Origin of the sequence: Salinicola halophyticus (assembly GCF_003206695.1) — a bacterium.
Classification (GTDB): Bacteria; Pseudomonadota; Gammaproteobacteria; order Pseudomonadales; family Halomonadaceae; genus Salinicola; species Salinicola halophyticus.
The window spans coordinates 138,232-152,519 of the sequence record NZ_PZJN01000006.1 but is presented as its reverse complement, the minus strand read 5'-3'; the positions used below and the strand labels follow the sequence as shown (position 1 = coordinate 152,519).

Here is a 14,288-nt window from a genome sequence, read left to right as displayed (position 1 = left end):
AGCGTCCGGCGATGCGAGACGATCAGCATGCCTAAACGTCCCACCGGCCACAATGGGCGACTGACCGCCAGAACCGGCCGGCGCGAGCCGACCGGCCGAATCGCTCAGCTCGATTCTAACAGGCCCGCCGGCTACACCGGCATCAGCCATTCGCGAACCGGCGCGAAGGAGCAGCGATGTTCCGTCAGCGGGCCGAGCCGCGCCAGCGCATCGAGATGCTCCGGCGTCGAGTAGCCCTTGTGGCGGCAGAAACCATAATCCGGATGACGCGCATCCAGCGCCATCATCTGCGCGTCGCGGGCTACCTTGGCCACGATCGACGCCGCACTGATCGCCGGATGGCGCAGATCGCCCTTGATCACGGCCTGCCCCGGACAGCCATGGCCGGGCAACCGATTGCCATCGATCAGCAGATATTCGGCCGGGATCGGCAGCGCGTCGATCGCCCGCCGCATCGCCAGGTGCGTGGCGTGATAGATGTTGAGCGAATCGATCTCCTGCGGAGACGCCTCGCCAATCGCGAACGCCAGCGAGCGCTCGCGGATCTGCAGATCGAAAGCCTCGCGGCGAGCGGCACTCAGACATTTGGAGTCGGTCAGACCCTCGATCGGGCGGGCCGGGTCCAGGATCACGGCGGCGGCTACCACCGATCCCACCAGCGGCCCTCGACCGACCTCGTCGACACCGGCGATCAGGTGTCCATCGTACTCGATGATGATCTCCGGCCAGACGGTTGTCGAAGACTTCGATGGCATGGCTTCCCTCGTCAAACGCTTTCGGGTTGGACGTCCAGCGTCCCGTGCTCGGCCAGCGAGGTAACGGCTGTCGCGGCCCGCTCGCTGGCGCCGCGCTGCAGCTCGGCGTGCAGGCCCGCGAAACGACGCTCCAGGTCCAGGCGTCGAGATTCGTCCTCGAACCAGGGCAGCAGTGTCTCGACCAGCGACTCGGGAGTCGCTGCCTCCTGAATCAACTCCGGCACCAGGGTCTCCTGGGCGATCAGATTGGGCAGCGAGATCCAGCGCGTCTTGACCAGCCGCTGCGCCAGCCAGTAGGTCGCCGGCGACATGCGGTAGGCGACCACCATCGGCCGATGGCAGAGCATGGTCTCCAGGGCGGCGGTGCCGGAGGTCAGCAGCACCGCATCGGCGGCGGTCATCACCTCACGCGAGCGCCCCTCGACGATCAGCGTCTCGGCAGCGAGATCCGGAAACTGTTCGAGCAACGCCTCGAGCTCGCGGTGCCGTTCCGGCGATGCCGCCGGGATCGCCACCTGCAGCGCGCCGAGACGCTGGCGCAGCGCGGATGCCGCGCGCAGGAACATCTCCCCCTGAAACCGAATTTCGTTGCTGCGCGAACCCGGCAGCACGGCCAACGTCGGCACCTCTGGGGCAAGTCCGAGCGCGTCGCGGGCCGCCGCTCGATCGTTGACCAGCGGCATCTCGTCGGCCAGCGGATGGCCGACGTAGGCGACCGGCACCCGGTGCTCGGCATAGAAATCGGCTTCGAACGGCAGGAAGGTCAGCATCCCGTCGACCGCCTTGGCGATCGTCTTGACCCTGCCCTGCCGCCAGGCCCAGACCGACGGGCTGACATAGTGCGCGGTGCGAATGCCGTGACCGTGCAGTTGACGCTCGAGGCCAAGATTGAAGTCCGGCGCGTCGATGCCCACCATGATATCGGGCCGCCAGGCCAGCGCGTCACGCTTGAGATGACGGCGAATCTTGATCAGTCCCGGGAGATGCTTCAGCACCTCGACCAACCCCATGACCGACAGGGTCTCCAACGGGTAGAGCGACTCGAGCCCCTGCGCCTGCATGCGCGGTCCGCCGATGCCTCGAAACTCGATCCGCGGGTGGCGCCGTTTCAGTGCCTGCATCAAACCGGCACCGAGGATGTCCCCGGAGAGCTCGCCCGCCACCAGATAGACGCGCATACGCCGGCTCCTGTGAAAAAGGTCAGATTGGATAACCGGCGGCCCGAAACCTCGCAGACAAGGCCTGACTAGTAGTCGTTAGTAGCCAATAATAGCCAGGCCCGGCCAGATGAGGTCTAGCGCGTGATACCGCGCTTGGAGGATCTCAGCGAGTCAACGAAGCGACGTGTTTCGTCGAGCGAGAAGCGACTCTCGATTTCGTTGATGGCCTGCTCGAGCGTCAGCCCCTTGCGATAGACCAGTCGATAGCTCTCGCTCAGCGCACGCACGGCTTCCTCCGAGAAGCCCCGGCGCCTCAGCCCGGTCGAATTCAGGCCATGGGCAGCGGCCGGGTTGCCGTTGATCATGATGAAAGCGGGAATGTCCTTCGAGATGATCGAACCGCCGCCCGCCATGGAATGTTCCCCCATGTGGGCGAACTGATGAATGGCCGAAAGCCCGCCCATGATCGCGAAATCACCCAGCGTCACGTGACCGGCCAGGGTGGCCTGGTTGGCGAGAATGCAGTCGTTGCCGATCAGACAGTCGTGGCCGACGTGAGAATAGGCCATGAACAGATTACGGTGTCCGATCGTGGTGACGCCGCGATCCTGAATCGTGCCGCGGTGGATCGTCACGCTTTCGCGCACGACATTGTCGTCGCCCATTTCGAGCCGGGTCGACTCTCCGGCGTACTTCTTGTCCTGGCAGTCTTCGCCGACCGACGCGAACTGGAAGATCCGGTTACGCTTGCCGAGACGCGTCGGACCCTTGATCACCACGTGCGGCCCGATCACGCAGCCGGTGTCGATCTCGACGTCGGGGCCGATCACGCAGAAGGGACCGACTTCGACGTCATCGGCCAGACGGGCGGTGGGATCGACGATGGCGGAGGGATGAATCAAGCGATTTTCCTCTCGGCACAGATGATTTCGGCTTCGCAGGCGAGCTCACCGCCGACCGTGGCACGGCAGGCAAACTTCCAGATGCCCCGCTTGCCCTTGATGACATTGGCTTCGAGTCGCAGCTGATCGCCCGGCATGACCGGACGCTTGAAACGCACGTTATCACTGCCGACGAGATAGTAGACGTAGCCATCGGCGGGCATCTTGTTGACGGTCTTGAAGCCTAAAATACCGCAGGCCTGGGCCAGGGCTTCGATGATCAGCACACCGGGCATGATCGGATGGTGCGGAAAGTGTCCATCGAAAAAAGGCTCATTGATGCTGACGTTCTTGAGTGCAACGATCGACTCGCCCTGCGTGATTTCCATCACGCGATCTACCAGTAAAAACGGATAACGATGGGGTAGATACTCACGAACCTGGTTGATGTCCATTATCATCAATACGACCTCTAGAATAACGAAATGCCTGCCCTGGGCCTCGGCCAAAAACAGGACTGTGACCAAGGGCAGGACTCTGACCGAGGGCAGGCACCGGGCAGAAAAAGCGGGTTACCCGTGTGGGCGGGCATTATACAGGCGCACCTGACGACTGCCAGCCTTGCGGACACACGACCGAGATTGCCCGGGAACGGCGTCCAGGGCCGTCAAGTGTCGCGAATATCGCGTTCGAGACGCGTCAGACGCTTGGCGATCTCGTCGAGTTGCTTGAAGCGCACGGCGTTTCTTCGCCACTGACTATTCGACATCGAGCCAGTCCCCGAGGAATAAATACCGGGTTCGAGAATCGAGTTCGTGACCAGGCTCATGCCGGTAACCTGCACGCCGTCGGTCAGGGTCAGATGTCCGGAAAGCCCGACGCCGCCGCCCAGCAGGCAGTGGCGGCCGACCTTGGTGGACCCCGCGATACCCACGCAACCCGCCAACGCACTGTGATCACCGATCTGCACGTTATGGGCAATCTGAACCTGAGAATCGATCTTGACGCCATTGCCGATCAACGTATCGCCCAGGGCGCCACGGTCGATGCTGGAGCAGCTGCCAACTTCGACATCGTCGCCCAGAATGACACCCCCCAGCTGCGCGATCTTCTCCCACTGCTTGCCATCATGGGCGAAGCCGAAGCCGTCGCCGCCGATGACGCAGCCACTGTGGAGAATGGCACGCTCGCCGACCAACACGCCATGATAGAGCGTGACGTTGGCATGCAGTCGGGAGCCCGTGCCGATGCGAGTATCGGCACCGATGAAGGAGCCGGCGCCAACGACGCAGTCGTCGGCAATCTCGGCGCCGTCTTCGATGACACAGTAGGCGCCGATCTCGACTCGCTCACCGAGGGTTGCTGTCGGCGATATCGACGCCGTCGAGTGCACTCCGCGAGAGGGCTGATTGACCAGCGGATCGAACAGCCGCGACAGCTTGGCGTAACCCAGGTAAGGATTGTCCAGTTCCAGCCGCGGACAGGGGCAGCTCTCGCCGTGCGCGGGGTGGACCAGTACGGCGCCCGCGTGCGTTTCTGCCAGATACTTGAGGTAAGCCCGGTTGGCGAGAAACGCCAGGTCCGTCGAACCGGCGTCGGTCAGCGTAGACAGCCCGCTGACACGCACATTGGCGTCACCGACCACGCGCGCATCTAGACGCTCGGCAAGCTCGCCGAGCGTGTAGGAGGTAGCAGCATCTCTGTTCATGAACGGGCGCCGGGTTGAACCATTATTTGAGCGAGTTGAATATCTTCGTCACTTCATCGGTGATATCGAGGCCATCGCCGGAATAGACCACGGCATCACGGTCGATCACCATGTCCAGGTCATGCTCGTCGACGACGCGTTGAATCGCCTGATCGAGCTGGGGCTTGGCGCCTTTCAGATACTGCTGTTCGGCCTGCTTCTGCGCCTGGGATATCTGGCCCCGCAGCTCCTGGAACTTGCCGCCCTTTTCGCGCAACTGCTGCGTTACCGAATTGCGCTCGGATTCGGACATCACGTCGCCGTCCTTCTGCAGCCGCTGTTGAAGCTTCTGCAGCTCCTGGCTCAGCGATTGCGCCTGCTGCTGCTGCGCACCGATACGATTCTTCAGCTGATTCATCGACGCCTGAGCGGAATCGGATGACATCAAGGCTTCACGCCAGTCGAGCACGCCCACTTCCGTGGCCATGGCTGGCACGGAGACCATGGTCAACAAACCGAGTCCGAGAACTCCTGCGATCTTGCGCATGCGACATCTCCTTGGAATGAATCTGAATGACTGTCTGGAAATCGTCTGATCGAACTCACGGCACCGTCGAGGTGCCGTGATTCATTGATGCTAGAAGGTCTGTCCCAGCGAGAACTGGAACACCTGGGGATCGTCGCCATCTTCCTCGTTCAACGGCTTGGCCACGCTGAAGGTCAGCGGCCCCACCGGCGTCAGCCAGGAGAGCCCCAGGCCCACGCTGTAGCGCAGGTCGTCGAGACTGACACCGCTGTTACAGCTGGACGGGCCATCCCCGGGCACCACTTCGTAGCAGTCGGAGAGGAAGGTATTACCCCCGTCGAGGAAAATGCTGGTCTGCAGCGAACGGCGATCCTCGATCCACGGGAACGGATAGATCAGCTCCGCGGATCCTTCGACCAGGATGTTGCCACCCAGGGTATCGTCGTCGCCATCGCCGCGCTTGGTGGTCTTCGGCCCCAGCGTGTTACCGGTGTAGCCGCGCACCGAGCCCAGACCGCCGGAGTAGAAGTTCTCGTAGAACGGATAAGGATCGTTGGACCCCAGGGTATCGGCATAGCCGAGATTGCTGCCGAACTTGAGCGACCAGTCCGGGTTGAGCTCGAACAGCTTCTGACCGCGGTAGCGCAGCTTGTAGTACTCCGCGTCCGACCCCGGCAGCGCCGCTTCCAGCGAGACCCGCTGGTAGCTACCGGACGTCGGCATGATTCCGCGATTCAGGTTGTTGCGGGTCCAGCTCGCCGTCAGCTTGTAGTTGAAGAAGTCTTCGCCCTGGTCGTCGGTGTACTTGACGATTTCGGAAGGCGTGTCGTCGTAGGTATCGAGCGACAGATTCTCGAGCCCGACACCGAAGTTCAGCCGTGACAGATCGTTGATCGGATAACCGAAGTTGATGTTGCCGCCGTAGGAATCGGTCGAGTAGGTCGAGATATCGGAGTCTTCGTAATCGGTCTCGCGATAGAAGACGTTGTAGCCACGCGAGATGCCGTCGAGCGTCCAGTACGGGTCGGTGAAGCCGAAGTTGATATTGGTGAACGTATCGCTTCGCTGCGCGCCGATATTGACGCGGTTGCCCGTGCCCAGGAAGTTGCTCTGGGACAGCGCCGCCCCGTAGATCACACCAGCGGTCTGCGAGAAACCGACGCTGGCCGAGATCGAACCCGACGGCTGCTCCTGAACGTTGTAGGTCACGTCCAGTTGGTCGGGCTCACCGGCGACCGGGCGGGTGTCGACATCGACCTGCTTGAAGAAGCCGAGACGTTCGAGCCGCTGCCGCGACTGGGAGATCTGGTCGGTAGAGGCCGGCGCGCCCTCCATCTGCACCATTTCGCGGCGCAGCACTTCATCCTGGGTCGTGGTATTGCCTTCGAAGTTGATCCGGCGCACGTAGGCGCGACGACCCGGATCGACGCGGAAAGTGATATCGACGGTATCGCCCGCGTCATCGACGGTAGGCACCGCCTTGATGTCGGCGAAGGCAAAACCCTCTGCACCCAGTTTCTGGCGCAACGCTTCCGAGGATTCGGTCAGCTTGCTCTGGGAGAAATACTCACCCGGCTTGGCGGTCACCAACGAGCGTGCGGTCGACTCGTCGATTTTCAGATCGCCATCGAAGTTGATCTTGTCGAGCTTGTAACGCTTGCCCTCGTCGACGTTGATGGTGACGAAGATTCGTGACTTGTCCGGGCTGATCGACACCTGGGTCGAGGTGATGGCGAAGTTGACGTAGCCCCGGTCGAGATACCAGGAGCGCAGCGTTTCCAGATCGCCGGAAAGCGCCTCGCGGGAGTATTCGTCGTCGGAGAACCAGCCGAAGAACCAGCCGGGCTTGTCCTCGAGCTGGAACAGGTCGCTCAGGGTGCCATCGTCGTAGGCCTCGTTGCCGACGACGTTGATCTGGCGAATCTTGGCGACTTCACCTTCGTTGATATTGATATTGACGCGGACACGGTTGCGCTCGAGCTGCTCGACGGAGGTCTTGATGTTCGAGCTGTAACGCCCCTGGGACTGATAGAGACGCTCCAGCTCGCGCTGCATCTCTTCGAGCGTCGAGCGCTGCAGAACCTGCCCCTCGGCGAGGCCGGCATCGGTCAGACCCTTGCGCAGATCGTCATCGGAAATCTGGGAGTTGCCGTCGATGTTGATCTCGGCGATGGACGGCCGCTCGACCACGTTGACGATCAGCACGTCACCGTCACGGGAGAGCCGAATGTCATCGAACAATCCGGTATCGAACAGTTTCTGAGCCGCCTGGCCCAATTGCTGATCGTCTACCGACTGGTCGGCACTGACGGGGAAAGCGTTGAAAACGGATGCGGCCGAGACGCGCTGCAGCCCCTCTACACGAATATCCGAAATCTCAAAAGGTGCTGCCAGCGCAACGGGAGAGCTGGCCAGCAGTAGTCCTGCCAATCCGATGGTCTTGAGTTTCATTCAATCAGTCGCTTCTGTGGGGTCTGCCCGCGTATCGAACAGGCACCTTATACATTTCTCCCTACGACTGACAAGCGCATTGCTCGCCATGCCCGGGGTCTTTCCATGCGCCACCACTGCGGCGGCGACCGCTGACGAACCGCTGCGCCAACGTCGCATTACACTGCTGTCACTCACGTCATCCCAATAACTACAGCCGCATCAAATCAAAGTAGAGCGCCATCACCATCAGGCACCCCACCAGGGCGACCCCGACGCGCAGCCCCATGGCTTGCGCCGTTTCCGACACCGGCTTACCCCGAATCAGCTCGATCAGATAATAGACCAGGTGGCCACCGTCGAGCACCGGGATCGGCAGCAGGTTGAGCACGCCGAGACTGATCGACAAATAGGCCAGAAATCCGACGAAGGTCTCGACCCCGCTACGCGCCGAGTCACCGGCAATGCGAGCGATAGTGATCGGCCCCGACAGATTCGAGGGCGATATCCAGCCAACGATCATCTTGCGAATCGAGTCGGCGGTCAGCCAGGTCATTTCACCGGTCTTGCTCAGCGCCTGACCGATCGCCGCGACCGGTCCGTAGCGGATCTCGCGGCGATAGGACTCCGGCCATTCGACCGTCTGCGACGCTGCGCCGACGTAGCCGATGCTCTCGCCGTCTTCGGCCTTCCTCGATTCCGGCGTGAGCGACACGCTGCGAGCCGCACCGTCCCGCTCGACCGAAAGCGAGAGATCGGCACCGGGATGGCTGCGCACGACATCGACGAAGGCGACCCAGTCGCCGACCGGCTTGCCGTCGACGCTGACGATCCTGTCCCCCGCCTCCAGCCCGGCCCGGCTCGCCGGGCCATCCTCGAGCACCTGGCCTAGTATCGCCGGCACCTCGGGACGCCATGGCGTGATACCCAGCGAGGACATCGGCTGCGGCGGATCCTGGCGCACCAGCCACTGGTGCACCGATACGTCGTGTGTCCGGGTCGCGCCGCCCGAAGGGTCTCGCGTGGTGAACTGCAGCTCGCCATCGGCACCGATCTTCGAGATCAGCTGCAGATTGACCTCGTTCCACGACGGCGTCTCGCGGCCGTCGATGCTGACGATCTCCTGGCCACTGCGCAAACCGCCCTGGGCCGCGAGCGAGTCCGTCGCCACGTCACCGATGACCGGTGCCACCGTGGTCGAGCCGTAAACGAACAGCGCCCAGTAGGCGACCAGCGCCAGCAGCAGATTGGCGATGGGCCCGGCTGCCACGATCGCGATCCGGGCCCAGACGCTCTTGCGATTGAACGCGCGATCCAGCTCCTGCGGCGCGACCGGCCCTTCCCGCTCGTCGAGCATCTTGACGTAGCCGCCGAGGGGAATCGCGGCGATGACATACTCCGTACCCTGGCGATCGAATCGCGACCACAGCGGTTTGCCGAACCCGACCGAGAACCGCAGCACCTTGACGCCACAGCGCCGCGCCACCCAGAAGTGCCCGAACTCATGAAACGTGATCAGCAGGCCGAGTACGACAATGACCGCCAGTACGTTCTGGATCGCATCCATCACGCCTGCCCCCTCTAGAAAGACCGTTGATGCAACAGGCGCTCGGCCAGTTGTCGCGCCCGAGCATCCTCGCACAATACCACGTCGAGCGAATCCGCCGCGCGCACCTCGGTCGCCGCCAGCGTCGCGTCCACCAGCCGGGCGATATCGAGGAAAGAGAGCTTCTCGTCGAGAAACGCCTGTACCGCGATCTCGTTTGCCGCATTGAGCGTCGCTGGCGCAGTGCCGCCCGCCTGCATGGCTTCACGGGCGAGCCGCAGGCACGGGAACCGTGATTCGTCCGGCGCTTCGAAATCGAGCCGCGAAATCGCGAACAGATCGAGCGGCTCGACGCCAGCTTCGATCCTCGACGGCCAGGACAGCCCGTAGGCGATCGGCGTGCGCATGTCGGGATTGCCCATCTGCGCCAGCACCGATCCATCGGCATAGCCGACCATCGAGTGGACGATGCTCTGCGGATGCACCACCACCTCGATCTGTGCAGGCGTCGCATCGAACAGCCAGCACGCCTCGATCAGCTCGAGGCCCTTGTTCATCATCGTGGCGCTGTCGACCGAAATCTTGCGGCCCATCGACCAATTGGGATGCGCGCACGCCTGATCCGGCGTGACGGCTTCGAGCTCCGCCAACGGCCATTTCCAGAACGGCCCGCCCGACGCGGTCAGCAGCAGCCGCGACACCCCATGTCGCGACAGCCCGCCGCGATGCTGCATAGGAAGACACTGGTAGATGGCATTATGTTCCGAATCGATGGGCAAAAGTGTCGCGCCATGGCGGGACACGGCGTCCATGAACAGTCCGCCGGACATCACCAGCGCCTCTTTGTTGGCCAGCAGCACGCGCTTGCCCGACTCCACTGCCGCCAGCGTCGGCAGCAGCCCTGCCGCGCCGATGATCGCCGCCATCACGGTGTCGACCTCGGCGGCGCGCGAGACCTCCAGCAGCCCCGCCTCGCCATGACTGACGTCAACATCGCCGCGCCCGCCCTCGCGCAACTGCATTCGAAGCCACTCGGCATCGGACTCGGTGCCGATCACCGCCCGGGTCGGTGCAAAGCGCAGGCAGATATCGAGCAGCGCCTCGCGCGAGCGATGGGCCGTGACCGCATAAAGCTCATAGGCATCGGGTTGCTGCGCGATCACGTCCAGGGTGCTGCGACCGATGGAACCGGTCGCCCCCAGCAGGGTGACCTTGCGGGTAGAAGATGAAGGCATCGGTGCGCTATCCCAGCCAGGGGCGAATCAGAGCGAAGAGCGGAACGGCAGCGGTCAGGCTATCGATACGATCAAGAATGCCGCCGTGCCCCGGCAGCAGCTGACTGGAGTCTTTCAGGCCGCGAAAGCGCTTGAGCATGCTTTCGAGCAGATCGCCGATGACGGAGACGAAAGCCACGACCAACGCAACGACCAGCAGCGCCAGCGTCTGATGAAGATCGAGCGAAAGCCACAGCGCATAAAGGAAAACCAGGACGGCAACCGCGACCCAGCCGCCGTAGACCCCTTCCCAGGACTTGCCGGGGCTGACGTGCGGCGCCAGCTTGCGACGCCCGAAGCGGCGCCCGGAAAAGTACGCGCCGATGTCGGCGACCCAGACCAGCAGCAGCACGAACAGCAACCACTCGCTGCCGTCCTGGCGCAACTGGTAGAGCCCTACCCAGCAAGGAACCAGCACCCAGCCACCCATGGCGAGACGACGCCACGGCGGCTGCCACTGATCGCTCGCCTGGGGATAACGCGAGACCCACCAGGCGTTGGCCAGCCAGCCGGCAGCGGCAATCCAGAGTGGCCACTGCGCCGATACCCAGTCCGCCCACCAGGCCATCAGCAGTACCAGCCCCAGCACCACGGTATAGATCAGCCGAGGCTTGAGTTCGTCGAAGCCAGCCAGCCGAGCCCACTCCCAGGCACCGAGCAGCAGCACCAATGCCGTAAATGCGGCGAAGCTGCCGCCCGAGAGCCCGAACAGGCCGGCCAGAGCCAGCGGCGCCAAAACCAGCGCCGTGAGTATGCGCTGTCTAAGCACCTTGAACCTCGGCTTGCTGTTGGCTCATGCCGAATCGGCGCTGACGTTGCTGGTACGTCTCCAGCGCCGCGTCGAACCTCGATCCATCGAAGTCGGGCCACAGCTCAGGGGCGAAGACGAGCTCCGCGTAGGCCAGCTGCCATAACAGGAAATTTGAGATTCGTTGTTCCCCACTGGTACGAATGCAGAGGTCGATCGGCGGTTCCTGGCTCAGACATATCTCCCGATCCAGCGCCGCCTCGTCGATCGCTTCGGCGCTCATCGTGCCATCGGCGACCTTGCGCGCCAGGCGCTGGGCTGCAGAGGCGATATCCCATCGACCGCCGTAGTTGGCGGCCACCACGAGGTGCATCCCGAAATTGTCGCGCGTCAGCGCTTCGGCACGCTCCATATGCTTTCGCAAGGATGACGAGAAGCGCTGACGATCGCCGATGATGGTGAGTCGAATGCCGTTTTCGTGGAGCTTTCTGACCTCACGCTTAAGCACCAGCATGAAAAGCTCCATCAGCGCACTGACCTCGGCCGACGGTCGGCGCCAGTTTTCGCTGGAAAAGGCGAATAGCGTAAGGGTCTCGATACGCCGCTCCGCCGCGCGCCGGATGACCGCGCGCAGCGATTCCACACCAGCACGATGCCCCTGTGCGCTGGAGAGACCCCGAGCGCGCGCCCAGCGGTTATTGCCGTCCATGATGATCGCCACGTGACGTGGAATCGACGGCAGCGCCTGAGCGTCACGCGACTGCATGTCTGTCATGATAGCTCGCAAGACAGGTGGTTGGTGGCGCCCGCGGACGAACCTGGGCGCCCCGACCCTTATACCTGCATCAGGTCGTGTTCCTTGGTTTCCAGAAGGCGATCGATTTCGCTGACGTGCTTGTCGGTCAACTTCTGGATCTCCTCTTCGCCGTGACGCTGATCGTCCTCGGTGATCTCTTTATCCTTGAGCAGCGTCTTGAGATCGCCATTGGCGTCACGCCGAACGTTGCGAATCGCCACTCGCGCATTCTCGGCCTCGCCACGCGCCTGCTTGATATAGTGGCGGCGAGTCTCCTCGGTCAGTGGCGGCATCGGCACGCGAATCACGGTGCCGGCGGTGGCCGGATTCAGCCCCAGATCCGCCGTCATGATCGCCTTCTCGACCTTGCCCACCATCGAGCGTTCCCAGGGCGTCACCGCCAGAGTACGGGCGTCTTCGATGATGATGTTGGCGACCTGGTTGATCGGCATGTGACTGCCGTAGTACTCCACCATCACCGCGTCGAGGATGCTCGGATGTGCTCGCCCCGTGCGGATCTTGTGGAAATTGCTCTGGAGCGCTTCCAGACTCTTCTGCATCCGCGCGCCAGCGTCTTTCTTGATATCGTCGATCATGTCCTAAACCTCAATCAATCAGCGTGCCTTCTCGCCCACCGACCACCAGATTCAACAGGGCGCCAGGTTTGGTCATGTCGAAGACACGAACCGGCATATCATGGTCACGCACCAGACAGATGGCGGTCAAATCCATCACTCCCAGCTTCTGGTCCAGTACGTCATCGTAGCTGAGTTGCTCATATTTCACGGCATCCGGATGCTTGACCGGATCCTTGTCGTAGACACCGTCGACCTTGGTGGCCTTGACCACCACGTTGGCATCGATCTCGATACCGCGCAGGCAAGCCGCCGAGTCGGTGGTGAAAAACGGATTACCCGTACCCGCCGAAAAGATGACCACGTCCCCGGACGTCAGATAGCGAATCGCGGAACGGCGGTCATAATGCTCGACGACACCGCTCATGGGAATCGCCGACATCACCCGCGAGCGGATGTTGGAGCGCTCGAGAGCGTCACGCATCGCCAGCGCGTTCATCACCGTGGCCAACATGCCCATATGATCGCCGGTGACTCGATCCATGCCCGCCGCGTGCAGTGCAGCGCCGCGGAACAGATTGCCACCACCGACCACGATACCGACCTGGACACCGATACCCACCAGCTGCCCGATTTCCAATGCCATGCGATCGAGCACCTTGGGATCGATACCGAACTCCTGCTCGCCGGTCAGCGCCTCGCCCGACAGCTTCAGCAATATGCGCTTGTACTTGGATTTATCACCGCGCTCGGATTTATCGCCACGCTCACTGGGCTTGGCGGTTCGGTCGATGACGTCGGTCATGTCACTCTCTCCTGGAGATGGCGAGTCGGTTCGGCAATCGGCTAGATGGCTTCTCATCTACCGGATACGCAATGGCGTGCGCTTTCGCGCACGCCATGTGATGGAGCCGAGGCCAGGCGATGATACCTGACGCCCCCGCTCCGGGCACTGCTTGAAACTTGGCCCTGCAAGACGCAGCCTGTCGGACTTAGCTGCGGCGAGCCTGTTCCCTCACTTCCTTGGCGAAGTCGACTTCTTCCTTCTCGATACCTTCACCCACTTCGAAGCGTGTGAAACCGACCACTTCACCGCCCGCTGTCTTGGCATACTCGGCAACGGTCTGGTTCGGATCCTTGACGAACGGCTGCTCGGTCAGGCTGTTTTCCGCCAGGTATTTCTTGAGACGGCCCTGGACCATCTTCTCGGCGATCTGCTCTGGCTTGCCCGCCATGTCCGGCTGGGCCAGGATGATCGCCTTTTCGCTGTCGAGCTGTGACTGCGGCATATCGTCCGGACGCGCGACGACCGGGTTGATCGCGGCCACGTGCATGGAGATGTCCTTGGCCACTTCCGCGTTGCCGCCCGTGAGCACGGTCAGAACGCCGATACGATCACCATGGACGTAGGCACCGACGACACCGCCTTCCGGCGCATCGACGACAACCGCACGACGGACGGAGATGTTTTCACCGATCTTCTGCACCAGCTGGTTGCGAGCGTCTTCCAGCTCACCATCCATGATCGCGGCAATGTCTTCGGACTTGGTCTCGAAAACCTTGGCCAGCACCTTGTTGGCAAAGCCCCGGAAGTTGTCGTCGCGGGACACGAAGTCAGTTTCCGAGTTGACTTCCAGCATCGCGGCGTAGCTGCCGTCTTCGGCAACCTGGGTCAGGATCGCGCCTTCGGCGGCGATACGGCCTGCCTTCTTGGCGGCCTTCAGGCCGGAGTTCTTGCGCAGATCTTCGATCGCACGCTCGATGTCGCCATCGGCTTCGGTCAGTGCTTTCTTGCACTCCATCATGCCGAGACCGGTACGCTCGCGCAGTTCCTTGACTAGAGAAGCGCTGATAGCTGCCATGTTCTACCCCTGAGAATCGCGGTTTCATCTAGCGACGGCGCTAGCTGT

General features: G+C 62.5%; 14 protein-coding genes. All 14 read right to left on the bottom strand.

All coding sequences use genetic code 11. The features are described 5' to 3' along the window. Positions 1–131: 131 nt before the first annotated feature. The 14 genes from rnhB to tsf all read right to left on the bottom strand — a co-directional run bounded on the left by rnhB (position 132) and on the right by tsf (position 14,240). Positions 132–755: a ribonuclease HII gene (rnhB, locus tag DOM58_RS08570; RefSeq protein ID WP_110692509.1), complete on the bottom strand. Its 624-nt coding sequence runs from the start codon at positions 753–755 to the stop codon at positions 132–134. 11 nt (positions 756–766) lie between these two features. Continuing rightward, the gene (gene lpxB, locus DOM58_RS08565) at positions 767–1,933 is read right to left on the bottom strand and encodes a lipid-A-disaccharide synthase (protein WP_110692508.1); all 1,167 of its coding nucleotides are present in this window, start codon (positions 1,931–1,933) and stop codon (positions 767–769) included. A gap of 116 nt (positions 1,934–2,049) precedes the next feature. Beyond that, positions 2,050–2,817, bottom strand: a complete 768-nt coding sequence (gene lpxA / locus DOM58_RS08560; protein ID WP_110692507.1) for an acyl-ACP--UDP-N-acetylglucosamine O-acyltransferase — start codon at positions 2,815–2,817, stop codon at positions 2,050–2,052. Then, positions 2,814–3,257 (bottom strand): 3-hydroxyacyl-ACP dehydratase FabZ, encoded by a 444-nt coding sequence (gene fabZ / locus DOM58_RS08555; RefSeq protein WP_075561088.1) that lies wholly within the window; start codon positions 3,255–3,257, stop codon positions 2,814–2,816. Before fabZ ends, lpxA begins: the two co-directional genes overlap by 4 nt. A 206-nt stretch (positions 3,258–3,463) precedes the next feature. Next, the gene (gene lpxD, locus DOM58_RS08550) at positions 3,464–4,504 is read right to left on the bottom strand and encodes a UDP-3-O-(3-hydroxymyristoyl)glucosamine N-acyltransferase (protein WP_110692506.1); all 1,041 of its coding nucleotides are present in this window, start codon (positions 4,502–4,504) and stop codon (positions 3,464–3,466) included. A 22-nt stretch (positions 4,505–4,526) separates the two neighbouring features. Continuing rightward, on the bottom strand, positions 4,527–5,030 hold the full coding sequence (locus tag DOM58_RS08545) for an OmpH/Skp family outer membrane protein (RefSeq protein ID WP_075561086.1): 504 nt from the start codon (positions 5,028–5,030) through the stop codon (positions 4,527–4,529). A 90-nt stretch (positions 5,031–5,120) separates the two neighbouring features. Continuing rightward, the gene (gene bamA / locus DOM58_RS08540) at positions 5,121–7,460 is read right to left on the bottom strand and encodes an outer membrane protein assembly factor BamA (RefSeq protein WP_245392202.1); all 2,340 of its coding nucleotides are present in this window, start codon (positions 7,458–7,460) and stop codon (positions 5,121–5,123) included. A 190-nt stretch (positions 7,461–7,650) separates the two neighbouring features. Then, positions 7,651–9,006 (bottom strand): sigma E protease regulator RseP, encoded by a 1,356-nt coding sequence (rseP, locus tag DOM58_RS08535; protein ID WP_110692505.1) that lies wholly within the window; start codon positions 9,004–9,006, stop codon positions 7,651–7,653. Positions 9,007–9,020: 14 nt separating this feature from the next. Further along, entirely contained in the window at positions 9,021–10,220 is a 1,200-nt protein-coding gene (ispC, locus tag DOM58_RS08530) for a 1-deoxy-D-xylulose-5-phosphate reductoisomerase (protein WP_110692504.1), read from the bottom strand. A 7-nt stretch (positions 10,221–10,227) separates the two neighbouring features. Beyond that, on the bottom strand, positions 10,228–11,028 hold the full coding sequence (locus DOM58_RS08525; RefSeq protein ID WP_110692503.1) for a phosphatidate cytidylyltransferase: 801 nt from the start codon (positions 11,026–11,028) through the stop codon (positions 10,228–10,230). After that, positions 11,021–11,782: a polyprenyl diphosphate synthase gene (gene uppS / locus DOM58_RS08520; RefSeq protein WP_075561082.1), complete on the bottom strand. Its 762-nt coding sequence runs from the start codon at positions 11,780–11,782 to the stop codon at positions 11,021–11,023. Before uppS ends, DOM58_RS08525 begins: the two co-directional genes overlap by 8 nt. A gap of 59 nt (positions 11,783–11,841) precedes the next feature. Further along, positions 11,842–12,399: a ribosome recycling factor gene (gene frr, locus DOM58_RS08515; protein WP_110692502.1), complete on the bottom strand. Its 558-nt coding sequence runs from the start codon at positions 12,397–12,399 to the stop codon at positions 11,842–11,844. A gap of 10 nt (positions 12,400–12,409) precedes the next feature. Further along, the gene (gene pyrH, locus DOM58_RS08510) at positions 12,410–13,183 is read right to left on the bottom strand and encodes a UMP kinase (protein WP_075561080.1); all 774 of its coding nucleotides are present in this window, start codon (positions 13,181–13,183) and stop codon (positions 12,410–12,412) included. A gap of 187 nt (positions 13,184–13,370) precedes the next feature. Further along, positions 13,371–14,240 carry a translation elongation factor Ts gene (gene tsf / locus DOM58_RS08505; protein ID WP_075561079.1) on the bottom strand — a complete coding sequence of 290 codons (870 nt, stop codon included), beginning with the start codon at positions 14,238–14,240 and terminating at the stop codon, positions 13,371–13,373. Positions 14,241–14,288 lie beyond the last annotated feature (48 nt).